Annotated in this window: 19 protein-coding genes; 10 read left to right on the forward strand and 9 right to left on the reverse strand. The window is 67.0% G+C overall.

Annotation, left to right across the window (positions count from 1 at the left end):
• Nucleotides 1-15: 15 nt before the first annotated feature.
• Genes A7G45_RS26410 through prcA form a run of 3 tightly spaced genes read left to right on the forward strand, consistent with a single transcriptional unit; the run spans nucleotide 16 to nucleotide 1,810 of the window.
• Entirely contained in the window at nucleotides 16-210 is a 195-nt protein-coding gene (locus A7G45_RS26410) for a ubiquitin-like protein Pup (RefSeq protein ID WP_061001614.1), read from the forward strand.
• Nucleotides 207-1,049 (forward strand): proteasome subunit beta, encoded by an 843-nt coding sequence (prcB, locus tag A7G45_RS26415; RefSeq protein ID WP_377042124.1) that lies wholly within the window; start codon nucleotides 207-209, stop codon nucleotides 1,047-1,049. Before A7G45_RS26410 ends, prcB begins: the two co-directional genes overlap by 4 nt.
• Nucleotides 1,049-1,810, forward strand: coding sequence for a proteasome subunit alpha (gene prcA, locus A7G45_RS26420; RefSeq protein ID WP_260941347.1), 762 nt, complete (start codon nucleotides 1,049-1,051; stop codon nucleotides 1,808-1,810). Before prcB ends, prcA begins: the two co-directional genes overlap by 1 nt.
• Here the strand turns inward: prcA and A7G45_RS26425 are convergent, their stop codons facing one another.
• Complete coding sequence (locus tag A7G45_RS26425; RefSeq protein WP_260941348.1) at nucleotides 1,811-2,419, reverse strand: TetR/AcrR family transcriptional regulator C-terminal domain-containing protein; 609 nt, start codon at nucleotides 2,417-2,419, stop codon at nucleotides 1,811-1,813. It abuts the gene before it with no gap.
• An 83-nt stretch (nucleotides 2,420-2,502) separates the two neighbouring features.
• On the opposite strand from A7G45_RS26425, the gene A7G45_RS26430 reads away from it, so the two are divergent.
• From A7G45_RS26430 to A7G45_RS26445, 4 genes are all read left to right on the forward strand, one after another.
• Complete coding sequence (locus A7G45_RS26430; protein WP_260941349.1) at nucleotides 2,503-3,486, forward strand: nitrilase-related carbon-nitrogen hydrolase; 984 nt, start codon at nucleotides 2,503-2,505, stop codon at nucleotides 3,484-3,486.
• Nucleotides 3,483-4,508: an agmatine deiminase family protein gene (locus tag A7G45_RS26435; protein WP_260941350.1), complete on the forward strand. Its 1,026-nt coding sequence runs from the start codon at nucleotides 3,483-3,485 to the stop codon at nucleotides 4,506-4,508. Before A7G45_RS26430 ends, A7G45_RS26435 begins: the two co-directional genes overlap by 4 nt.
• Nucleotides 4,509-4,661: 153 nt before the next feature.
• Nucleotides 4,662-4,937, forward strand: coding sequence for a DUF3303 domain-containing protein (locus A7G45_RS26440; RefSeq protein ID WP_260941351.1), 276 nt, complete (start codon nucleotides 4,662-4,664; stop codon nucleotides 4,935-4,937).
• Between the two features lie 54 nt (nucleotides 4,938-4,991).
• Complete coding sequence (locus A7G45_RS26445) at nucleotides 4,992-5,429, forward strand: VOC family protein (RefSeq protein WP_260941352.1); 438 nt, start codon at nucleotides 4,992-4,994, stop codon at nucleotides 5,427-5,429.
• Here the strand turns inward: A7G45_RS26445 and A7G45_RS26450 are convergent.
• The 3 genes from A7G45_RS26450 to gabT are packed head-to-tail and all read right to left on the reverse strand — an operon-like array spanning nucleotide 5,416 to nucleotide 10,838.
• The gene (locus A7G45_RS26450) at nucleotides 5,416-7,998 is read right to left on the reverse strand and encodes an NAD-glutamate dehydrogenase domain-containing protein (protein ID WP_260941354.1); all 2,583 of its coding nucleotides are present in this window, start codon (nucleotides 7,996-7,998) and stop codon (nucleotides 5,416-5,418) included. The two genes, A7G45_RS26445 and A7G45_RS26450, sit on opposite strands and share 14 nt — an antisense overlap.
• 48 nt (nucleotides 7,999-8,046) lie before the next feature.
• Nucleotides 8,047-9,501, reverse strand: coding sequence for an NAD-dependent succinate-semialdehyde dehydrogenase (locus A7G45_RS26455; protein WP_260941356.1), 1,455 nt, complete (start codon nucleotides 9,499-9,501; stop codon nucleotides 8,047-8,049).
• Nucleotides 9,498-10,838, reverse strand: a complete 1,341-nt coding sequence (gene gabT, locus A7G45_RS26460; protein WP_043393168.1) for a 4-aminobutyrate--2-oxoglutarate transaminase — start codon at nucleotides 10,836-10,838, stop codon at nucleotides 9,498-9,500. The genes A7G45_RS26455 and gabT overlap by 4 nt, the downstream gene beginning before the upstream one ends.
• 180 nt (nucleotides 10,839-11,018) lie before the next feature.
• Between gabT and A7G45_RS26465 the strand changes: the two genes are divergently transcribed.
• Together A7G45_RS26465 and A7G45_RS26470 are read left to right on the forward strand one after the other, a co-directional pair.
• Complete coding sequence (locus tag A7G45_RS26465; RefSeq protein WP_260941357.1) at nucleotides 11,019-12,749, forward strand: biotin carboxylase; 1,731 nt, start codon at nucleotides 11,019-11,021, stop codon at nucleotides 12,747-12,749.
• Between the two features lie 47 nt (nucleotides 12,750-12,796).
• Entirely contained in the window at nucleotides 12,797-13,981 is a 1,185-nt protein-coding gene (locus A7G45_RS26470) for a serine hydrolase domain-containing protein (protein WP_260941358.1), read from the forward strand.
• A gap of 18 nt (nucleotides 13,982-13,999) precedes the next feature.
• On the opposite strand, the gene A7G45_RS26475 is transcribed toward A7G45_RS26470, so the two are convergent.
• Entirely contained in the window at nucleotides 14,000-15,016 is a 1,017-nt protein-coding gene (locus tag A7G45_RS26475) for an AraC family transcriptional regulator (protein ID WP_260941545.1), read from the reverse strand.
• A gap of 120 nt (nucleotides 15,017-15,136) precedes the next feature.
• Between A7G45_RS26475 and A7G45_RS26480 the strand changes: the two genes are divergently transcribed.
• The gene (locus A7G45_RS26480) at nucleotides 15,137-17,158 is read left to right on the forward strand and encodes a fatty acid desaturase (protein ID WP_260941359.1); all 2,022 of its coding nucleotides are present in this window, start codon (nucleotides 15,137-15,139) and stop codon (nucleotides 17,156-17,158) included.
• Between the two features lie 462 nt (nucleotides 17,159-17,620).
• Here the strand turns inward: A7G45_RS26480 and A7G45_RS26485 are convergent, their stop codons facing one another.
• The 4 genes from A7G45_RS26485 to A7G45_RS26500 form a co-directional block, all read right to left on the reverse strand.
• Nucleotides 17,621-19,162: an APC family permease gene (locus A7G45_RS26485; RefSeq protein WP_260941360.1), complete on the reverse strand. Its 1,542-nt coding sequence runs from the start codon at nucleotides 19,160-19,162 to the stop codon at nucleotides 17,621-17,623.
• Entirely contained in the window at nucleotides 19,155-20,006 is an 852-nt protein-coding gene (locus tag A7G45_RS26490) for a universal stress protein (RefSeq protein ID WP_260941362.1), read from the reverse strand. The genes A7G45_RS26485 and A7G45_RS26490 overlap by 8 nt, the downstream gene beginning before the upstream one ends.
• A gap of 3 nt (nucleotides 20,007-20,009) precedes the next feature.
• Entirely contained in the window at nucleotides 20,010-21,953 is a 1,944-nt protein-coding gene (locus tag A7G45_RS26495) for a primary-amine oxidase (protein WP_260941363.1), read from the reverse strand.
• A 63-nt stretch (nucleotides 21,954-22,016) separates the two neighbouring features.
• Nucleotides 22,017-23,447: a gamma-aminobutyraldehyde dehydrogenase gene (locus tag A7G45_RS26500; RefSeq protein WP_260941364.1), complete on the reverse strand. Its 1,431-nt coding sequence runs from the start codon at nucleotides 23,445-23,447 to the stop codon at nucleotides 22,017-22,019.
• Nucleotides 23,448-23,568 lie beyond the last annotated feature (121 nt).

A 23,568-nucleotide genomic window follows, 5' to 3' on the forward strand; every position in this document is an offset into this window, starting at 1 on the left:
AATCAGGAGGCGGCGATGGCTCAGGAACAGACCAAGCGCGGTGGCGGCGGCGGCGAGGACGACGACGTCTCCGGCCCGTCTGCCGCAGGTCAGGAACGTCGCGAGAAGCTCGCTGAGGACACCGACGACCTGCTCGATGAGATCGATGACGTGCTGGAAGAGAACGCTGAGGACTTCGTGCGCGCGTACGTCCAAAAGGGCGGCCAGTGACCCCAGCGTTCGGGCCCTTCTCTGATCGACTGGATGTCACCTCACCCCACCTGAACCTGTCCTCGTTTTCGGACTTTCTCAGCCGGCAGGCGCCCCACCTGCTGCCGGTGGTCGGTGATTCCGTGGCGGGAGGCGCTGATCTACCGCATGGCACGACCATCGTCGCGATCAAGTTCCCCGGTGGTGTGCTGATCGCGGGGGACCGGCGGGCCACGCAGGGCAACATGATCGCCAGCCGTGACGTGCAGAAGGTGCACATCGCCGACGACTACACCGCGACCGGTATCGCCGGCACCGCGGCCATCGCGGTGGAGTTCGCACGGCTGTACGCGGTCGAGTTGGAGCATTACGAGAAGCTCGAAGGCGTGCCGCTGACGTTCCGCGGCAAGGTCAACCGGCTGGCCATCATGGTGCGCGGCAACCTGGCTGCCGCCATGCAGGGTTTCGTCGCGCTGCCGCTGCTGGTGGGCTACGACCTGGACGACTCCGATCCGGGCAACGCCGGTCGCATCGTCTCGTTCGACGCCGCCGGCGGCTGGAACATCGAAGAAGAGGGCTACCAGTCGGTGGGCTCGGGGTCGCTTTTCGCCAAGTCGTCCATCAAGAAGCTGTATTCGCATGTGGCCGATGCCGATTCGGCGCTGAAGGTCGCCATCGAGTCGCTGTACGACGCCGCCGACGACGACTCGGCCACCGGCGGACCCGATCTGACGCGGGGCATCTACCCGACCGCGGTGCTGATCGGTGCCGACGGCGCCGAAGAGGTGTCCGACGAACGGATCGCCGCGCTGGCCCGGGAAGTGATCGCGAACCGCACCCGCGCGGGAGGTAATGGCTGATGAGCTTTCCGTATTTCATCTCGCCCGAACAGGCGATGCGGGAACGTTCCGAGCTTGCGCGCAAAGGCATTTCGCGGGGCCGCAGTGTGGTCGTGCTGGCCTACGAGGGTGGCGTGCTGTTCGTCGCGGAGAACCCGTCGCGGTCGCTGCAGAAGGTCAGCGAGCTGTACGACCGGGTGGGCTTCGCGGCAGTCGGCCGGTTCAACGAGTTCGACAACCTGCGCCGCGGCGGTATCCAGTTCGCCGACACCCGCGGCTACGCCTACGACCGGCGCGACGTCACCGGACGCCAGCTGGCCAACGTCTACGCCCAGACGCTCGGCACCATCTTCACCGAGCAGGCCAAGCCCTACGAGGTCGAGCTGTGTGTCGCCGAGGTCGCGCACCACGGCGAGACGAAAGCCCCTGAGCTGTACCGGATCACCTACGACGGGTCCATCGCCGATGAGCCGCACTTCGTCGTGATGGGCGGCACCACTGAGCCGATCATCGCCGCGCTCAACGACTCCTACGAGGAGAACGCGAGCCTGGCCGACGCGGCGAAGATCGCCGTCGATGCGCTGCACGCCGGCGCCGGCGATCGGGTGTTGGGTGCCGCCACGCTGGAGGTGGCGATCCTCGACGCCAAGCGGCCGCGTCGTGCGTTCCGCCGGATCACCGGTGCCGCGCTGGACGCGGTGCTGCCGAAGGTTGAGGCCGAAGCCGAGGGCAAGACCAAGGACGAGGACAAGGCCAAGCCTGAGGGCGACGCCGCCGAGTAACTAGGACGGGACCCCCGCCAGTCCGCGCAGCAGTACCGCGATGCCGAATTCGAAGGCGTCGTCGGCGCGTTCGGGCTTGGAGCTGCCGGTGGCGAGTGCCGCCGCGAACTCCGGGCCGACTTCGGCGCCGGCCTGCCAGGGTTCGTCGGGTGCGGCGACGTCGAGCGCCGAACCCAGGACGAACGAATCGATCAGCGTGATGGCGCGCAGGGTGTCCGCGGGGTTGAATCCGGCGCGGCCGAACGCGACCGCCAACACGTTGTACATGGTGAGGGCGTGGTCGCTGTTCACTGCGTGCGAGGTCAGCAGGGGGATGAGCCGCGGATAGCGGGCGTAGCTCTGGCGGTAGGACCGCATGATGTCGGCGACGACGTCGGTCCACGGGCGGTGCGGGTCGTCGGCGGGCAGCGCGACCTCGGACATCGCCCGTTCGCGCAGCAGCTCGACGATCTGTTCGCGGCCGGCGACGTGGTTGTAGAGCGAGGACGGACTGACCTTCAGTGCCCGGGCCAGTTCGGGGACGGTGAAGCCGCCGGTCTTGTTGACCAAATCCATTGCTGCACCGGTGATGCGATCCGTGGATAGCAGCGGTTTGGAGGGGCGGCCCATGGAATCTTTCTACTACCTCTTTACAAGCACGGGTACCTGGGGCCACAATTAAACGAATCCAATTCGTTTTAGGAGCCCAGCTGATGATCACCCTGACCGCCACCGCGCCCGAATCGCTGTCCCGCAGCACGGAGTCGACGCGACCGCCGGTGCGCGTCGGTCTGGTGCAGCACCGGTGGCGCTCCGACGCCGACGAGCTCGCCAAGGTCTTGCGCGACGGCATCGACCGGGCGGCCGGAGAGGGCGCCACCCTGGTCTGTCTGCCCGAGATCACCCTGCTGCGGTACCCCGCCGACACCCCGGCCGGCCCGAACCCGGGCGATACCGCCGAAGACCTCCTCGAGGGCCCGACGTTCGCACTGGCCGCCGAGGCGGCCCGGGCCAACGGCATCTTCGTGCACGCATCGCTGTACGAAAAGGCGCCGGCCGCAGATGGTTTGGGCTTCAACACGGCCATCCTGGTGGCCCCGTCGGGCGAGTTGGCGGGCCGGACCCGCAAGATGCACATCCCGATCTCGGCGGGCTACTACGAGGACACCTACTTCCGCGCCGGCCCCGCCGAGGGCAACCCGTACCCGGTCTACGAGCCGGCGGGGCTCGGCGCCAAGCTGGGCATGCCGACCTGCTGGGACGAATGGTTCCCCGAGGTGGCCCGCAACTACTCGCTGGGCGGCGCCGAGATCGTCGTCTACCCGACGGCCATCGGCTCCGAGCCGGTCTTTCCCGCCTTCGACACCCAGCCGCTGTGGCAACAGGTCATCGTCGCCAACGGCATCAACAGCGGCCTGTTCATGGTGGTGCCCAACCGGATTGGTGATGAGGGCGCCGTGACCTTCTACGGCTCGTCGTTCATCTCCGACCCCTACGGCCGGGTGCTGGTGCAGGCGCCGCGCGACGAGGAGGCTGTGCTGGTGGCCGATCTGGACCTCGATCAGCGTCGCGACTGGCTGGAGCTGTTCCCGTTCCTGCTGACCCGGCGGCCGGAGAGCTACAGCACGCTGACCGCGCCCGTCGACGTGCAGCGTCCGTACGGTGCCGGTCACGAGGCCACCGCGGTGGTGAAATGACGAACTACGTGATGCCGGCGGAGAGTGCGCCACAGGACCGGGTGTGGATGGCGTTCCCGTCCGAAGGTTATTCGTTGGGGGACAACGAAACCGAACACCACGAGGCCCGCTCGACGTGGGCGGCCGTGGCACACGCGGTGCTGGAGTTCGAACCGGTGACCGTGGTGGTGGATCCCGCCGAAATGGTGGTGGCGCGCCGCTACCTGTCCGCCGAGGTCGAGATCGTCGAGGCGCCGCTGAACGACGCCTGGATGCGCGACATCGGCCCGACGTTCGTGCATGCCGACGACGGTTCGGTGGCCGCGGTCGACTGGGTGTTCAATGGCTGGGGTGCCCAGGACTGGGCGCGCTGGGATCGGGACGCGAAAATCGGTGCCGCGGTTGCCGGTTGGGCCGGCGTCCCGGTGGTGAGTTCGGAGCTGGTCAACGAAGGCGGCGGTATCCAGGTCGACGGGCAGGGCACGGTGCTGGTCACCGAGACCGTCCAGCTGGACCCGGGCCGCAATCCCGGCGCGACCAAGGCGGACATCGAGGCCGAACTGGCCCGCACCATCGGCGCCACCCATGCCGTGTGGTTGCCGCGCGGCCTGACGCGCGACTCGGAGCGCTTCGGCACCCGCGGCCACGTCGACATCGTCGCCGCCATCACTTCGCCCGGGCGCTTGTTGCTGCACGCGCAGCACTCCGACGCGCATCCTGATCACCTGGTGTGCAAGGAGATTCGCGAAGCGCTTGCCGATACCCGCGACGCCGTGGGCCGCCCCTGGGAGATCGTCGAACTTCCCGCGCCGGATCTGCTGACCGACGCCGAGGGCTACGTCGACTACAGCTACATCAACCACCTGGTGGTCAACGGCGGCGTCATCGCGTGCGCCTTCGGCGACCCGCGCGACGCCGACGCCGCGGCGATCCTGGCTGAGCAGTACCCCGGTCGCCGGGTGGTCAGCGTCGATGCCCGGCCGCTGTTCGAGCGGGGCGGCGGCATCCACTGCATCACGCAGCACCAGCCGTCGCCGCGGTGATCTGATCTCAGCCATTTGGCTGATGCTCAGCTGCCCGAGTGGTGCTTTATTGAAGTCATCGCCCCATGGACGCCGCTGATTGTTCGGGAGGTCGCGGCGGCTCCTCGGCCGCGACCTGCAGTGCCCGACAAATGACTTCAAAGGCGGCTTCTCATGAAATACCTGGTGCAATGGCATGCAATCGATCCGGCTCGGATGCGGGCGACGGCAGAACATTTCCTGCAGACCGGGGCCAAGCCGCCCGACGGCGCCACCCAACTCGGACGGTGGTTCGGCCTCAACGGCAGCGGGTGCTCGGTGGTCGAGGCCGCTGACGCCAAGCCGGTCTTCGAGCTCATCTCCGAATGGCAGGAGTACCTCCAGATCGAAGCCACCCCGGTACTGGAAGACGACGAGTTCGGCGCGATAGTCGCCAAGCTCTACGGGTAGCGGCGATCCGCTGGAGCGGGTTTGAGCAGGGCCCTGCTGGGTAGCATCCACCGCATGGCCATCAAACTCGAGAACGTCGGCATCGCCGTGCGCGATCTTGACGCGACGATCGCATTTTTCACCGACCTCGGCCTCACGGTCGTCGGCCGCACCACGGTCAGCGGCGAGTGGACCGATACGGCCGTCGGCCTCGATGGCAACCATGCCAAGGTCGCCATGCTCGAGACGCCGGACGGTCATGGCCGGGTCGAGCTCTTCGAGTACATCCATCCCGAGGCCATCGAGTCGGAACCGATTCTGCCCAACGTCATTGGCATGCACCGCGTCGCGTTCTCGGTCGATGACATCGACGCAGCCCTCGAGATCGCCGCACGGCACGGGTGCCACCCGCTGCGTGGGGTGGCGACCTACGAGGACATCTACAAGCTCACCTACGTCCGTGGCCCCAGCGGCATCATCGTGATGCTCGCCGAGGAGCTCAAGAAGAGCTGACGGCCATCAACCGGCTGACGGCCGCGCTCACCCGGTCGCGGTTGCCCGCGCCGTTGCGCACCACCCACGACGTCAGGTGCTCGAGCAGTTCCCGGATCTCCAGCAGCGCCTGAATGCGCCCGCTCTCATCGGTTTTGCCGGTCAGCACCTCGGACCACAGGGCGTCGAGATCGAGGATGTCACGCACCGTCGCGTAGGCCATGGCCACATCGGATGTGCTCACCGACAGGCGTTCCTGCATGCGGTAGATGGTGCCCGGGCCGACGCGGTTGATCAGCTCACCGGCCACCGAGGTCGCGACGATCTCGCGGCGCAGCGGGTGGTTCGCGATCTCCGTCTGTGCCTGCGCGGCAATGGTGGCCGGGAAGTACTGCTCCAGGCGGCCGACGAACATCTCGTGATCCGGGACGTCGGAGGCCAACAGCTCCTGCGAGACCAGGTTCTTGGATTGCGCCAGCAGCACGGCGATTTCGGGCCGGGTGAGCCCGAGTCCGACGAGGCGGCGGCGATCCAGTTCCTGCTTCGACGGCAGCCCTTCGACGTCGGGGTCGACGCCGGCCTCGGCCTTCAGGTTGCTGATGAGCCTGACGTGCCGGTCCAGCAGTGAGCCGGCCTCGGCGGCAGCCATGCTGATCGCCAGGATCTGGTCGGCGTTGTCGGCCAGCACCCGCGCGGCCACGTCGTCGGTGGCACCGGCGAGCAGCGTATTGCGTTGTGCGGTGGCGATGTTGCCGGAGTCCAGCGCGATCTTGAGGTTGACCTCGAGGTCCGAGGTGGCGACCCCGGCGGCGTTGTCGATGAAGTCGGCATTGACCCGGCCGCCGTTCAGCGCGAACGCGATACGGGCCTGCTGGGTCAGGCCGAGGTTGCCGCCCTCACCGATCACCTTGCAGCGCAACTGCGATGCGGTGACCCGCACCCGGTCGTTGGCCTTGTCCTGGGCGTCGGCATCGGTCTCGTCGTCGGCGCGGACGTAGGTGCCGACGCCACCGGTCCACAGCAGGTCGACCGGTGCGCGCAGGACCGCGTTGATCAGTTCGTCGGGTGTGCATTCGGCGGCCTTGATGCCGAGGCTCGCCCTGGCCTGCTCCGACAGCGGAATCGACTTGGCGGTACGGGGCCACACCCCACCTCCGGCCGAGATCAGCGCCGGAGCGTAGTCCTGCCAGCTGGATCGAGGGAGGGCGAACAGGCGCTCGCGCTCGACGAACGAGGTCTCCGGGTCGGGGTTCGGGTCGAGGAAGATGTGCCGGTGATCGAACGCGGCCACCAGCTTGATGTTGCGGGACAACAGCATTCCGTTGCCGAACACGTCACCCGACATGTCGCCGATGCCGGCGACGGTGAACGGGTCGACGTCGATGTCGTGACCGGCTTCGGCGAAGTGCCGGCGCACCGACAGCCAGGCGCCGCGGGCGGTGATGCCCATGGCCTTGTGGTCGTATCCGGCCGATCCGCCCGAGGCGAAGGCGTCGCCCAGCCAGAAGCCGTATTCAGCGGCAACGGAATTGGCCAGATCGGAGAAAGTCGCGGTGCCCTTGTCGGCGGCCACGACGAGGTAGGCGTCGTCGCCGTCGGGGCACACGGTGCGGTCGGGGTGGCGGACCGTGCCGTCGACGATGTTGTCGGTGACATCGAGCAGGCCGCGGATGAAGGTGCGGTAGCCCGCTGCAGGATCAACGGAAGTGGGATCGCCCGTAGTCGACCGCAAGACGAAGGCACCCTTGGCGCCGGTAGGCACGATCGGGGCGTTCTTCACGGCCTGCGTCTTCATCAAGCCGAGCACCTCGGTGCGGAAATCTTCGGCACGATTCGACCAGCGCAGCCCGCCGCGGGCGATGGCGCCACTGCGCAGGTGCACGCCCTCGACGGTGTCGGAGTGCACGAAGATTTCGCGATAGGGGACAACGGGTCCGGTGATGGACAGCCGCGACGAGTCGATCTTGAACGACACGTAGTCCTTGGGGGCGCCGTCGGGGCCCACCTGGAACCAGTTGGTGCGCAACGTCGCCGCGACGAACGCGTGCAGCGCCCGCTGGATCCGGTCGTCGTCCAGTGAGGTCGCGGCATCCACCAGGCGTGCCACCTCGCGATCAGCCTGGTCGACATCGGCGGTGGTGTCCGGGTTGAACCGGGCGTCGAACAGTGCCAGCAGTGCGTTGACGAAATCCGGTGCTGCGACAAGGGATTCGATGATGTAGTCCTCGGAGAATCCCAGCCCCGTCTGCCGGACGAACCGGCACGCGGCGCGGATCAGCACCGCCCGACGCCAATCGATGCCGGCCGCCGCGATGAGCATCGCGTACCGGTCGACGTTCCAGCGCCCCGCGATGGCTGCCTCGAAGGCGTCCGCGATGAGGGCGAGGGTCGAATCGGGCAGCGACAGATCGCCGAACTCGTAGTAGTGCGCGGCATCATCGGCGTGGTGGTAGGAGGCGACGCGCAGGCCGAACCGCTCGAACGTCGCGCAGACGTCGGCCAGCAGCGGCGGGTGCCCGGGCCACTGGATTTGGGCGTGGTTGATGAGCCCGTCGGCGTCGAAAGACACCCGGGCAGAGGAATTCTGCATGGGAGGACTACTCCGGTCTATTTACTTGGAGGAGGGAGAGACGGAAAGCTATTGCAGCGCGATGTACTTGGTCTCGAGGTATTCCTCGATGCCCTCACTGCCGGCCTCGCGGCCGATGCCAGATTCCTTGATGCCGCCGAACGGCGCGGCGACGTCGGAGATGACGCCGCGGTTGACGCCCACCATGCCGGCCTCGACCGCGTCGGCGACCCGCAGGGCGCGGTCCAGGCCCTGGGTGTAGACGTAGGCGGCCAGGCCGTACTCGGTGTCGTTGGCGGCGTCGATGCCGGCCTGCTCGCCGTCGAATCCGATGATCGCGGCGACCGGTCCGAAGATCTCCTCGCGCAGCAGGCGGGCGTCGGCGGACACATCGGCGAGCACGGTCGGCGGGTAGAAGAATCCTTCGCCTTCAACAGGTTTGCCGCCGGTGGCCACGGTCGCGCCCTTGCTGACGGCGTCCTGCACCAGTTCGTCGACCGTCGCCCGCTGCTTGGCGGTGATCAGCGGACCGACCTGGCTGCCGGCCTGGTCGCCGGGGCCGGTGGCGAGCGCCGCCATGCGGGCAGCGAGCTTGTCGGTGAACTCGGCACGCACGGCGTTGTCGACGTGGATGCGGTTGGCGGCGGTGCACGCCTCGCCCATGTTGCGCATCTTGGCGGCCATGGCGCCGTCGACCGCGGCGTCGAGATCGGCGTCGTCGAACACCACGAACGGGGCGTTGCCGCCGAGTTCCATCGAGGTGCGCAGCACCCGATCGGCGGACTGCGCCAACAGCTTTCGGCCGACACCGGTGGAACCGGTGAAGGTCAGCTTGCGCAGCCGCGGGTCCGCCAGGAGCGGGCCCGTCAGCCCGGCGGCATCGGTGGTCGGCAGGATGGACAGCACACCTTCGGGCAGGCCGGCGTCGGCGAACACCTGGCCCAGCAGCAGCATGGTCAGCGGCGTCTCGGCCGCGGGCTTGACGATCATGGTGCAACCGGCTGCCAGTGCGGGCCCGATCTTGCGGGTGCCCATGGCCAGCGGGAAGTTCCACGGCGTGATCGCCAGGGTGGGGCCGACGGGCTGCTTGGTCACGAGGATGCGACCGTTGCCGGTGGGGGACTGGGTGTAGCGGCCGTTGATCCGGACCGCCTCTTCGGCGAACCAGCGCAGGAACTCGCCGCCGTAGTTCACCTCACCCTGGCTCTCCGCCAAGGGCTTTCCCATCTCGAGCGTCATGGTCAGGGCGAAGTCGTCGCGGCGCTCCATGACCAGTTCCCAAGCGCGCCGCAGGATTTCGGCGCGTTCACGGGCCGGGGTCGCGGCCCACGACGCTTGCGCGGCAACCGCTTCGTCGAGGGCGCGGGCGCCGTCGGCGGGCGAAGCGTCGGCGACCTCGATGAGGACGGCGTCCGTGGCCGGGTCGTGCACGGCGAAGCGCGCGCCCGTGGACGCGGGCACCTGCAGGCCGCCGAGCCACAGCTCGGTGGGCATGGACTCGAGAAGCGTGGTGCGGTCGATCATCGGGCCGCCGCCATTTCGCGCACGATGCTGCCCAGTTCGGCGATGCCCTCGTCGAGCAGTTCGTCGCTGATCACCAGCGGCGGGAGCAGGCGGATGATGTTGCCGTACGAGCCGCAGGTCAGGATGATGACGCCGCGCTTGAACGCCTCTGCCGCAATGGCTTTCGTGAGCACCGGATCCGGATCGTTGGTTCCCGGTTTGACGATCTCGATGGCGAGCATGCCGCCGCGGCCACGGACGTCGCCGATGACTCCGGTGTCCTTGAGGGCCTCCAGCTTCGGCAGTACCGAGGCTTCGATGGCGCGGGCCCGGGCGGGCAGGTCCATCTCGGCCATGGCGTCGAGCGTGGCGAGTGCCGCGGCGCAGGCGACGGGGTTGCCGCCATAGGTGCCACCCAGGCCGCCGGGGTGAACGGCGTCGAGCAGGTCGGCGCGGCCGGTGATGGCGGCCAGCGGCATGCCGCCGGCGATGCCCTTGGCCATGGTGATGATGTCGGGGACGATGCCGTCGTGCTCGGAGGCGAACCATGCTCCGGTGCGGGCGAAGCCCGTCTGCACCTCGTCGGCGATGAACACGACACCGTTGGCCTTGCACCAATCAACAAGGGTGGCAAGGAATCCCGGTGCGGGCACGATGAAGCCACCCTCGCCCTGCACGGGCTCGATGATCACGGCGGCCAGCGAGGCGGCGCCGATCTGGGTCTCGATGCGGCTGATGGCGGCCTTGGCGGCGGCTTCGCCGGTCAGCCCGTCGCGGTACGGGTAGGACGCAGGCATCCGGTAGATCTCGGGTGCGAACGGACCGAACTGCGTCTTGTAGGGCATGGCCTTGGCGGTCAGCGCCATCGTCATGTTGGTGCGGCCGTGGTAGGCGTGGTCGAAGGCGACGACGGCCTGCCGACCGGTGGCGAGCCGTGCCACCTTGACGGCGTTCTCCACAGCTTCGGAGCCCGAGTTGAAGAAGGCGGTCCGCTTCTCGTGATCGCCGGGGGTCATGGCGTTGAGCCGCTCGGCGAGTTCCACGTAGCCCTCGTACGGGGTGATCATGAAACAGGTGTGGGTGAAGCGGGCGGCCTGCTGGGCCACCGCTGCCGCGACACCGGGATGCGATGCGCCGACGCTGGTGACGGCGATGCCCGAGCCCAGGTCGATGAGCGAGTTTCCGTCGATGTCGACGATGACGCCGCCGTCGGCATCTGCCGCGTAGACCGGTGCGGACGAGCTGACGCCGGCCGCGACGGCGGCCTGTCGCCGCGTCGACATCTCGGCCGATCGCGGACCGGGCAGAGCGGTCACGATATTGCGCTTCTGCGCCAGGCGATAGGTGATGTCGGTCATCGGTTGCTCCTGGTGATCGAACGGCTTGTGTACTGCCGATTCTGTTCCGTTCGAGTGCGAATGACTATGTCCATGATGTCGATTTGAAGATCGCCTCACGCGCCATTTTGTCGTGTGTGCGGCGACGCCTCCGAAACCACACTGTGAACACCGCCAAACCGACTCGACCAGGGGTGAACCGTGACCGAACCAACTCGCCGCACCACAGCCCGCGGCAGCCGTGCCGCGAAGGCCACGACATCGGCGAAGGTGCCGGTCAAGACCCCTGCCAAGACCCCTGCCAAGGCGCCCGTCAAGACCCCGGCGAAGACCCCGGTGAAGCGGGCGGCCACCCGGGCCGCCAAGCCGGCTCCCGTCGTGCCGACACCGGCGCCCGAGGTCAGTGTGGGCACGGACGCCGCGTTCGCGTCGTCGCCGTCGACCACCGCACAGCCGCACCGCTCGCGGCACCTGCGGAACATGTCGGAGGTCCGCCACTTCTTCCGCACCAACGACGTGCCCATCTACTTCGTCGGCGCCACCCCGTTCAACCTGCTCGGCCTGGACCGGTGGGTGCGCCGGTTCTCGTTCGTCACCTACTACGACGGCTGGGACGGTTCCCACCCGCATGTGTTCACCCCCCAGCACAAGCCGTACCGCGAGTTCGAGAGCGGCGAGGCGATCAACAACTGGCTGCTGCGCAATCCCGAGGTGCGGGCGCACATGCAGCGTGGCCTGGCGCCGGGGGTGCGGCCCAAGGTGGCCATGGTGTTCTTCGACGCCGAGACCGAGGCCATCTGTGCCGAACTCGGCTATGACCTGATCCTGCCGCCGGCCGCGCTGCGCGAGCACCTGGACTCCAAGCTCGTCACCACCCGGCTGGGCAACGAGGCCGGTGCACCGAGCGTGCCCAACGTGCTGACCAACGTCGACGACTACGAGCAGCTCACCGCGGCGGCCGAAAAGGCCGCGCTGGGCAATGAACTCGTCGTCCAGACGCCCTACGGTGACTCCGGCAAGACCACGTTCTTCATCTCGTCGGAAGCCGACTGGCGCAAGCACGCCCAGCACATCGTGGGCGAGGACATCAAGGTGATGCGCCGCATCAACAACCGGCCTGTCGCCGTCGAGGCGGTGCTGACCCGGTGCGGCACCGTCGTCGGCCCGTTCATGAGCGAGCTCACCGGCTACGCCGAGCTGACCCCGTACCGCGGCGGTTGGTGCGGCAACGAGATGTACTCCGACGTGCTGACGCCCGAACGTCGCGCCACGGCAACCCAATTGGTGCGCCGGCTCGGCGACCGCCTGGCCGCCGAGGGCTACCGCGGCTACTTCGAGGTCGACGTCCTGGTCGATACCGATGACGGCGAGGTGTATCTGGGTGAGCTCAATCCGCGGATCAGCGGGGCGACGTCGATCACCAACGTGACGGCCGGTGCCTACGCCGACGTGCCGCTGTTCCTGTTCCACCTGTTGGAGTACATGGACGTCGAATTCGACCTCGACGTCGACGAGATCAACGAGCGCTGGGAGCAATTGGCGTCGGCCGACGTCTGGAGCCAGATGGTGATCAAGGAGACCAGCGATACGGTCGAGCAGCTGGTCGGTACGCCGGCGACCGGGCACTACGCGCTTGATGCCAACGGCGCGTTGGTGTTCCGCCGGGCCGCCCTGGACTGGCATCAGTTGCAGGACGAGTCCGAGGCCTTCTTCCTGCGGATCTACCCGGCCGGTGACTACCGGTGGAAGGGCGCCGACCTGGGCGTGCTGGTGACCAAGGGCAGGTTGCAGTGGGATGCCGCGCAGGGCGGCACCGCGCTGACCATCCGTGCTCGTCACCTGATCGACTCGATCCGGGCGCTGTACCGCGGGGTTCCGTTGGCGCAGTCCGCGTCGCCGGCTGTCGTGGGCGGGAGCGTGAAGTCACTATGATGAGGCCATCGCGCCGGCTCACTCGGCGTCGTGCGACAGGAGCGGCCGTGCTTGGTGCAGACCCGGGCCGCACGCCGTCGGCGATTTCCCTGGCGAACTGGCAGTCCGCCCCGCACCTGCACTGGTCGTTTCAGCACGTCGCTGAATTACTGCCCACCGCAACCATTTCCCGTGGTGCGGGACCGGTCGCAACGCTGCCGCCGGCTCACTCCGATGTCGCGGCTGTTGCGGTGACGCTGCCCGATGGCACGCCATCGACGGTCGGGCAGGTCATGGCGTCGACCGCCACCGACGGCTGGATCGTCACCCATCGCGGCCGGGTGCTGGCCGAGCAGTACTACGGCGGCATGCAGCCCGACACGGCGCACCTGCTGATGTCGGTGAGCAAGACGCTGATCGCCGCGGTGGCCGGTGCGCTGGTCGGTTCCGGAGCGCTCAACGTCGACGCCCTCGCGTCCGATTACGTTCCGGCGCTGGCCAACTCCGGCTACTACGGGGCGACGGTCCGGCACCTGCTGGACATGCGCTCGGGCATCGCGTTCTCCGAGGACTACCTGGACCCGGCCGCTGAGGTGCGGGTGCTGGAACAGGCGATCGGCTGGTCACCGCGGACGTATCCGGACGTCCCGGCCACCATGTACGACTTCCTGCTCACGCTGCGGCAGAAGGTGCCGCACGGCGGACCGTTCGAATACCGTTCCTGCGAAACCGATGTGCTGGGCTGGGTGTGCGAGGCCGCGGCCGGTGCCCGGATGCCGGAGCTCATGTCGCAGTTGGTGTGGAGCCGCCTCGGCGCCGCTCACGACGCGAACATCGGCATCGACTCGATGGGCAGCGGCATGTTCGACGGCGGCATCAGCGCCAGCCTGACCGATCTGGTCCGCTTCGGCTCGCTTTATCTGGGTGATGGGGTGTCGCTGCTGGGCGAGCAGGTGCTGCCCGCCGCCTGGGTCGCCGATACCCTTGTGGGAGGGCCGGATTCGCGCGAGGCGTTCGCCTACAGTCCGGGCGACAACCGGATGCCCGGCGGCATGTACCGCAACCAGGTCTGGTTCCCATATCCCGGCAACGACGTGCTGCTGTGCCTGGGTATCCACGGTCAGATGATCTACGTCAATCGCCCGGCCGGGGTGGTGGCCGCCAAGCTGTCGAGCTGGCCGCTGCCGCAGCACGCGCACATGCTGTTCTCCACGCTACGTGCGTTCGATGCGGTGTCCGCCGAGCTGCTGTGACGCAGGTATGACGCCGAGCTACGACCGCGGTCTGCGGAAGTAGCTCGGCGCGGTGCCTTCCCAGCGCTTGAAAGCGTGGGTGAAGTTGGCTGTTTCGGCGTATCCCAGGCGTCGGGAAATCTCCTCCACCGACAGATCCTGCTGGAGCAGCTCGACGGCCAGGTGCCAGCGGACCTCGTCGAGCAATGCGCGATAGGACGTGCCCTCGGCGGCGAGCCGACGGCGCAAGGTGCGCGGATCGACGTGCAATTCGTCGGCGACGGTCTGCATCGCCGGCAGTTCGCCGGGGTTGTGCAGCAGCCGGCTGCGGACCTGACCTGCGACCCCGACGCGAGACAGCCTGCGTTCGAGCAATTCCCGACATTGGTGCTCGATCTTTCGAGCCGTGTTCGCATCGGCGAGCGGCGACGGCATGTCGAGCACCTCATGGCGGACGGCGAGGCGGTTCGTGGACTGACCGGAACGTACGTCAGACGTGGGAAGCTGCCACAGCTCGGCGAGCTTCGCGGCCCGATCGGCGTCGAGCGTCGTCTCCGCGCGCGTGGGGGTCAGTGCCAGATGGGCGCCCTGCGTCGCGGCGACGAATCCGGCCAGGTCCCGTTCGACGATGAATGACCGCACGTCTGTGGGCAATTCGCTGTCATCGCCCACGAGGTACCCGTACTCGTCGTCGGTCTCGACCGAGAACCGCAGGTGGGTGGGGGACAGCGCCAGGTAGGGCAGGATCAGCTCAACGCCCTTCCGCAGGGTGGGGCTGGCCAGGATCAGGAAGCCCAGCAAGCCGGCCCGGCCCAGTGTGGAGTGCAGTCCCACCTCGATGCCGACACCGGGTCTATCGCCAAGTCCCGCAATGAGATTGCGGATGACGTCGAATTCCTGGTGGGCCCAGATTTCGGCGTTCTCGTCGTCCAGATCGGTCTCGGGCAACCCGCTGCCCGCCAGGCACTCGGCCGCGGTCATGCCATGAGCAATAGCGCCCTGCACCATGATGCGGACGCCTTCGGTGCCCCGCGGCACCGCCCAGACCGGGGTCATTCCCACTGTCCGAAAATACCAAATCGTCGTCCCGTTGGAACATTCAATCGCGAAGGCCGCTTCCGTAGCGTTTTCTCCAGACGCAACCGACGTTGGTTGCCGGAACAGACGGAGTGTCGAATGTCGCCAGTCGAAGTGGTTGATCGGGCGGACAGTCAAGCCGGTGCGCGTCAGGCGCTGCCGGATCCGGGCGAGCAGGTGCCCAAGCTGGCCTGGCCGACGGTGGCGCTGTTTCTCGCGGGAGCCGTCGCCTTCGTGGCGTCGACCGTCGGCTACATTTCCGGCGCGGTCCCGACGTGGGTTCCGATCGTGGTCAACGCGGTGGTGACGTTCACGATGTTCACCGTCGTCCACGACGCGGTCCACTACGCCATCAGTTCTGCGCGCTGGGTCAACGGGCTGATCGGACGGTTGGCGGTGCCGTTCGTCCAGCCGTTGATCTCGTTTCCCTCGTTCGGCTTCATTCATATTGAGCACCACCGGCATTCGAACGATGACGAGAACGATCCCGATACCTTCGCCTCCCATGGGCCGGCGTGGCAGCTGCCGTTCCGGTGGGCGGTGCTCGACATTTGGTACGGCAACTACCTGATCGGCAAGATCCGTAGCCGCCCCAAGGCCGAGATCGCAGAAACCCTGGCGTGCGTGACCATTTCGGTGACCGGGCTGATCGTCGCGATCATGTCGGGCCACTTCTGGACGCTGGCCGTCGTCTTCATCATCCCGCAGCGGATCGCGGTGGTGGTCTTGGCGTGGTGGTTCGACTGGATGCCGCACCACGGTCTGGAGGACACCCAGCGCAGTGACCGCTACCGGGCGACCCGAACCCGCGTCGGCATGGAGTGGCTCTACACCCCGCTGATGCTGTCGCAGAACTACCACCTGGTGCACCACCTGCATCCGTCGGTGCCGTTCTACCGGTACACCAAGACCTGGCGTCGCAACGAGGAGGCGTACCTGGACCGGGGCGCCGCGATTTCCACGGTGTTCGGGCAGGAGCTCAACTCCGACGAGTTCCGGCAGTGGAAGCAACTGAACGGCAACCTCGGACGAGCCTTGCCGGTGCGGATGCCGGATCGCTCCAGCGCTCCGCACGCGGTGTTCCACCGGATTCCGGTCGCCGCGGTCGACCCGATCACCGCCGACAGCACGCTGGTGACCTTCGCCGTTCCCGAGGCGCTGCAGGATCAGTTCCGCTTCGAGCCGGGGCAGCATGTGTCGGTCCGCACCGACCTGGGTGGTGAAGGGGTGCGTCGCAGCTACTCGATCTGCGCGCCGGCCACCCGGGCACAGCTGCGGATCGCGGTGAAACACATTCCGGGAGGCACGTTCTCGGGCTTTGTCGCCGATCAGCTCAAGGCCGGCGACGTCCTCGAAGTGATGACCCCGGCCGGCAGCTTCAGTTCGGCGCTGCATCCGTTGCACCGCAAGCACTATGTGGGCCTGGTGGCCGGCAGCGGCATCACGCCGGTGCTGTCGATCCTGGCGACCGTCATGGAGCTCGAAACCGAGAGTCGTTTCACCCTCATCTACGGCAACCGCACCACCGAGTCGACGATGTTCCGCGCCGAACTCGACCGCCTCGAATCCCGCTACTCCGACCGCCTCGAAATCCGCCACGTGCTGTCGAGCGAGCCGATGCACATCCCGGAACTGTCGGGTCGCATCGATGCGGAACGCCTGACCCGCTGGCTCACGACGGACCTGCACCCCGAGACCGTGGACGAGTGGTTCCTGTGTGGTCCCGCCGCGATGTCCACCGGTGTGCGCGAGACACTCATCGAGCGTGGCGTGGACCCCGAGCAGATCCATCTGGAGTTGTTCACCGGCTTCGATCGTGCCGACGCGCCGGCGCGCGACTACCAGGCGTCCACCGTCACCTTCCGGCTGTCCGGCAAGCAACAGACCGTCGACGTCGACGGCGGCGACACGATCCTGGAAGGCGCCCTGCAAACCGGCAGTAGCGCGCCCTACTCATGCATGGGCGGCGCGTGCGGTACCTGCCGGGCCAAATTGCTCACTGGCACAGTCGAAATGGACCAGAACTTCGCCCTCGGGCGCAGTGACCTCGACGCCGGCTACATCCTCACCTGCCAGTCGCACCCCACCAGTCCGACGGTGTCGGTCGACTACGACGCCTGACGGCGCAAGAACGAGCGCATCCTGCTGATGGCAAGTTCCACAACGGGACTTGCCATCAGCCATGTGTGGCTGCCATCGATTGGTGGGGCGCCGGCTCGACAGAGCGAGGTGGAGAAATCCCTGAGCTCAATCGGCGCGGCGATCTGCCGGTGATTGTTGAAGCCAGGGACGTGTGGCCGCCGGAACTGGTACCTCGCTTCAATCAGTATGCCGACAGGGCCGCGTGATTGAAGCGAGGTACTTGCCGGCCGGCTGTCGCGTTGACTCGGTAACTAGGCACATGGCTACTCGGTTTTTTGCGCCTAGGTTTCCGAGTCAATGGGGGAACGGTTGGCGGCGGTGTTGACTCGGTAACCAGGCACATGGCTACTCGGTCTTTCGCGCCCAGGTTTCCGAGTCAACGGCACAGGGCAGCAACACGCCCCGCCATGCCGAAGCATGACGGGGCGAGTCGACCCCCGCTCAGGGCAGCGGGGGAGTGTCCATCGTCAGGGTCTCGCCGCGGAAGAACGCCGGCTGGGTGGCGCGCATGGCGAGCATCAGGACGGCGCCGAAGATCAGGATGCCGAAGCCCAGATAGAACACCAGGCCGATGCCGCCGATCTCCGCGCCGCTGCCACTGGCCGTCGGATCCATGCTGACCAGCACCGATTTGACGAACACCGAGAGCAGCATGATGCCGCCGAGCAGCGGGAACACCAGCTTGTAGATGACGTTGTGCGCGTTGAGGAAAAGCTCCTTGCGGAAGAACCAGACGCACGCGAATGCCGTGATGCCGTAGTACCAGCAGATCATGATGCCAAGGGCGGCAATGGTATCCAGCAACGTGCGCTCCGACAGCAGCGTCACGACGGTGTAGAAGGCGGCGGTGACCACGCCGGCGACGACGGTGCTGTACACCGGCGACAGTGTCCGCGGGCTGACACTGGCGAACCGCTTGGGGAAGGCGCCGTAGGTGCCCATCGCCAGCATGGTGCGGGCGGCAGGCAGCACGGTGGTCTGCAGGCTGGCGATCGACGAGGCGAATACCGCCAGCAGGAGCAGTGGCCCGCCCCAATCGCCCAGCACCGGGTAGGCCAGTGCGCCGAAGACGTTCGCCGCGTTGTCCTTGTTGCCCAGGCCCAGGCCGGTGTCGCCGATACCGGCGTACATCATCACGGCGACCGCCACCAGGAGGTACGTCAGCAGAATCGACAGGACGCAGAGCAATCCGGCGCGACCGGGCACCTTGGTGGGGTCCTTGCATTCCTCGCCCAGGGTCAGGCAGGTATCCCAGCCCCAGAACGCGAAGATGGAGCCGATCAGGCCGATCACGAAGGCGCTCATCGTGAGTCCGGTGAACGGGTCGAACCAGTCGATGTCGAAGCTCAGGTGCCCTTCGGTCCCACTCGACCGCACGATCGCGACGATCGAGAACGTGACCAGCACGATCATCTGGAAGCCGACCAGCACATACTGCACCTTCTCGCTGGTGGTGATGCCGCGGCAGGAGATGTAGGTGGCGATGGCCAGCAGTGCGACGGTGGACCCGATGTTGATCCAGACGTTGTCGGCCGAGAGCGTGGCGAGCTTTTCGTTGTGGAGCACCTTGCCCAGGAACTCGTAGCCGAACTGGACGCCGATCGAGGCGAGGTTGGACAGCACGATGATGGTTGCGATCACCATGCCCCAGCCACACATCCAGCCGACATACGGGCCAAAAGCCTTGGTGGACCAGGTGAACGAGGCGCCGCAGTCGGGTGCCCGCGAGTTCAGCTCGCGGTAGGCGTAGGCGGTGAGGAACATCGGGATGAAACCGGCGATGAGGATGGCCGGCATCTTCAGGCCGACCGCCGCGACGATCAGTCCGATGCTGGCCGTGAGGGTATAGCCGGGCGCCACGGTGGAGATACCGAGAATCGCTCCGGTGATGGTGCCGATCCTGCCTTCAGCGAGGCCCTTGGCGACCAGACCTTCCTCCCGCTCGACGCGGGACAGGTCGGTGTCGGCCAGTCTTTCAGTCATTATCAGCCCCTTCATCTTTCGGTACCACGATCATGGGGACCTGCAGGACGCGCAGCATTTTTGCCGCGGTGGATCCCAGGAAGAGCCGGCGGGGCTGCGCGAGCCGACTGGACCCGACCATGATGACGTCGCCGTCGTGCCAGCCGAGTTTGTTGATGGCGTCCTCGACGCCGGCGCCGGTGGCCACGCGTGAGCTGACCGGAATGCCTTCCGGCAGGAAGGCTTTCGCTTGGTCGAGGGCTTTCTGTGCGTGCTGCTGTGCCAGCTCCAGATCGTCGGCGTCGTCGACGGCGACCAGCGAGACCAGGCGCAGCGGTGTCTCGGTGTCCCGGCAGAGTCGCAGCGCGGCGTCCAAGAGCAGCTTGGCTCCCTGGCGGGTGCCGACGGCACAGGTGACTTCGCGAATCCGATCGTTGCGCTTCAGGCGGGCGCCGCGGGGTGCGATGACCACCGGAATCGGCGACGCGTGAACCAGATCGTTGACCACCGAGCCCAGGGACAGGGAGCCGGCGATTCCGCCGCCGGCGCCGCCGACCACCAGGGCCTCGGCGCCAACGGCTTCCGCTGCCGCGATCAGGCCCGCGGTGCTGGATTCGTCGAAGCTCAGATGCGTGGTGACCGTGAGGTCGTTCTGGACTCCGGCCGCGGCTGCGGCGAGCCAGCTTTCGGCTTCGCGCTGCAGGATGCCGCCGGGTGTGGTGGCCAGCGGCGAACGGTCGCTGGGCAGCACCATGCACAGGTCGAGCTGCGCGCCGAGGGTGCGGGCGATCTGCTCGCCGACGGCGACGGCGTCGTCACCGCCCGGGGTGGCGAGATACGCCACGGCGATTCTTGGGGTGGTCACGGCCTAACCTTCTTCGCAGTCGGAGGACATGTGGCAGGCCTTGGGCGGCGTCGGCGCCACATCGATCGAGGGGTTGCGGTCGAAGAAGCCGACCGGCTTGAGCCAGAAGTTGACGGTGTCCACCGGCATGATCGGCCAGTCCTCCGGCCGCGTGATGTGGTGGATGCCGAACACGTACCACAGCACGACGTCGGTGTTCTCGATCGAGCGGTTCGCCTCGGTCCACATCGGCAGACCGGTGTCTTCCTTGCTCTGCGTGACGAATTCGCCTGCGGGCCAACGCTCATCGGGAGAGTTGGGGGTAACCCACACGGTGTGCTCGATGGCCCGGCAACGCGCCAGGATCGGCGAGTTCGGATCGAACATGGCCGGGAATGCGCCGCCGGGCACCAGCTTGTAGGCCGGCGCGGTGCCGATGCCGTTGCGGACGTTGTCGTTGACGACCTTCCACGCCCGCTGGGTCTGGAAGTTCATGTCCTGCTTGCCCTCGGCCTCGGTGCGCAGCGGGGTGTTGCGCTGCCGCAGCGACAGCCCGTACGGGTTGTCCGGCCCCATCGGTTCGATCTCGGTCTCGCTGGCGTACACCGTGTTCTCGGTGCCGTCGACGTCGAGGTCGAGTCGGGCGACCAGGAAGTGCTGGTGGTACGGCGCGTACGTGCGGTTGTCGACCAGCGTGCCGTGCGGGTGGGCCTGGCCTTCCGGGAAGTTGCTCACCACCATGATTCCCGTTGCGCGGACCTCACATTCGATGTTGCCGTCCTGGTAGAACCGCCAGTAGGTGAGGTACTCGTAGTTGGCGACGGTGACGTGGAACGACACCGTCAGCCGGCGCATGCGGCGCACCTCGGCGCCGCCGTGGTGGTCGACGTGCTTCCACAGCACGGCGTTGTCTTCTTCGTGGATGCAGATGGCGTTCTTGATCGTGTACGGCTCGCCCTTGCTGTTGTGCAGCACGGCGTCCAGGTACCGGATCTCGCCGAGACAGTCACAACCCAGCTCGAGCGAGGTGGTCATGAAGCCGATGCCCCACTCGCCGATGTCGAAAGCCGTTCGGCGGTAATGGTCGACGCAGTGATCGCGGTAGGGGACCATCATCTCGGCGAACGAGATCCGGTTGGCCACCGACCGCACGTTGCCGTTGTCGTTGTAGCTCACCGCGTGCAGCGTCATGCCCTCGCGGTAGTTGAACCCGACGCGCAGCGACCAGTTCTGCCACTTCAGCAGGTTGCCCTCCAGCGTGAACGAAACGCCCTCGGGCTGAGTGATGTTCAGGGGCTGCAACGGTTCCCGGGTGCTCGCTTTGCGGATGCGCTCGGGAATGTGCTGCGGCACATACTCACCCATCATCTCCGGCCGATCGACGGTGAAGGTGTCCTCGATCTCCAGCAGTTCCATGGTGTTCATGTCGATGACGCAGTGGAACCCGTTGACGGGGCCGGCGTAGGGGTTGGCGCCGTCGGCGGCCCGCACCCAGGTGTCGGTCCAGCCCAGGCGGCGGTCCTTGTACTTGTCCGGCATCACCACCTCGCCGTAGGTCCAGGTGTCCATGAACACCAGGTCCATGTCCGTGATGCCGCGCTTGGCCAGGGCCGCAATGACTTCCGGGTGCTTGCGCAGCACCTCGTCGGCCTCTTCCCACTCGTCGACGGTGAAGTTCGGCTGCACGCCGGGGATGTGGTCCCACGACAGCACCGACCCGGCGGTCAACGACACCACGCTCTTGAAGGTGTGGTTGTTCGAGGTATCGAGCACCGTCGCCAGCGCGCGACGCTCCGGGGCTGCGCCGGTGGCGTCGAATGCGGCCACCTCAGCTTTGGCCGGTTCGATCATCTCGATGGAGGTGTACCGCCAGCCGTCCCCGACGCCGTGCGCGGCCGCGAGAATTTCGGCGACCTTGGCGAATTCGGCTGCGGTCAGCGGGTCGAGGGGATGGAAGGTGTCGGGCATCGGTGCGGCTCCTGTCGGCAGGGTGGGGTTCGAGTCGGCGGGCGAACGAAAGAGGTGGACGGATCAGTCGTGGGCACTCATGACGTGCTTGATCCGGGTGTAGTCCTCGACGCCGTAGATCGACAGGTCCTTGCCGTAGCCGGATTGTTTGAAACCGCCATGCGGCATCTCGGCGGTCAGCATGATGTGGCAGTTGATCCACACACACCCGAAATCGAGTGCGCGGGTGAACTTCTCGGCGGTCGCGTGATCCTTTGTCCACACGCTGGACGCCAGCGCGAAACGCACGCCGTTGGCGAGTTCGATGGCCTCTTCGTCGGTCGAGAACGGCTGGACGGTGATGACGGGGGCGAAGGTTTCTTCCTGGACGATCGCGTCGTCCTGGTGGACGCCACTGATGATCGTCGGCTCGATGTAGAAACCCTTGTCGCCCCACTGCTTTCCGCCGGTGACGACGGTGGCGTGCGGCGGCAGGCTCTCGAGCTTCTTGATCACGGTGTTGAAGTGGTTGATGTTGTTCATGGGCCCGTAGAACGCGTCAGGGTCGTCGGGCAGGCCGGGACGCAGGTTCTGCGCGGCCGCCGCGAGCGCGGCGACGAACTCGTCGTGGATGGATTCGTGCACGATCACGCGGGTCGCCGCGGTGCAGTCCTGGCCGGCGTTGAAACAGCCGCCCTCGGCGATGCCGGCCGCAGCCTTGGCGATGTCGACGTCGGGGAAGACCACCACCGGTGCCTTGCCGCCCAGTTCCAGGTGGCTGCGCTTGAGCTGCTTGGCTGCTGACTCCGCGACGGCGATGCCCGCCCGCACCGAGCCGGTGATCGAAACCAGGCCGGGCACAGGGTGTTCCACCAATGCCGCGCCGGTCTCACCGGTGCCCAGGATGACGTTCAATACGCCGTCGGGCAGGATGCCCTGGCTCAGCCGCGCCAGCACCAGGGTGCTCTCCGGGGTGGTGTCGCTGGGCTTGAGGACGACGGTGTTGCCCGTCGCCAGCGCGGGACCGATCTTCCAGATGGCCATCAGGAAGGGGAAGTTCCAGGGCGCCACCTGGCCGACGACACCGATCGGTTCGCGGCGGACGTACGAGGTGTAGCCCTCCAGGTACTCGCCGGCGGACAGGCCGTGCACCATGCGGGCGGCGCCTGCGAAGAAACGGAGCTGGTTCGCGCCGGCGATGGCTTCTTCGGCGCGCACGATGGCCTTGGGCTGGCCGGTGTTGCGGCACTGGGCCTCGACGATCTCGTCGGCGTGTGCCTCGATGGCGTCGGCGAGCTTGAGCAGTGCGGACTGGCGGTCACCGGGAGTGCTGCGTCCCCAGGTCTGGAAGGCGCGTTCGGCGGCTGTGACCGCTGCATCTACGTCGGCACGGTTGGAGACCGGCGAACGTCCCACCACGGATTCGTCGACCGGGCTGATCAGGTCGATTGTTTCCGACGATGACGACGCCACAAATTGCCCGTCAATGTAGTTCTGCAGTGTTTCGATCGACATCGCGCCGTCCTCGTGTGAAGTTGGTCAGACAACTGGCTGCCCAAGTGTGCGCCAGGACACACCCCTCAGCATCGGACAATCAGGGGATTTTCGGCGGAGTTTTTCGACATTCTGTACATTC

The organism is Mycolicibacterium llatzerense (assembly GCF_025331195.1).
Classification (GTDB): Bacteria; Actinomycetota; Actinomycetes; order Mycobacteriales; family Mycobacteriaceae; genus Mycobacterium; species Mycobacterium llatzerense.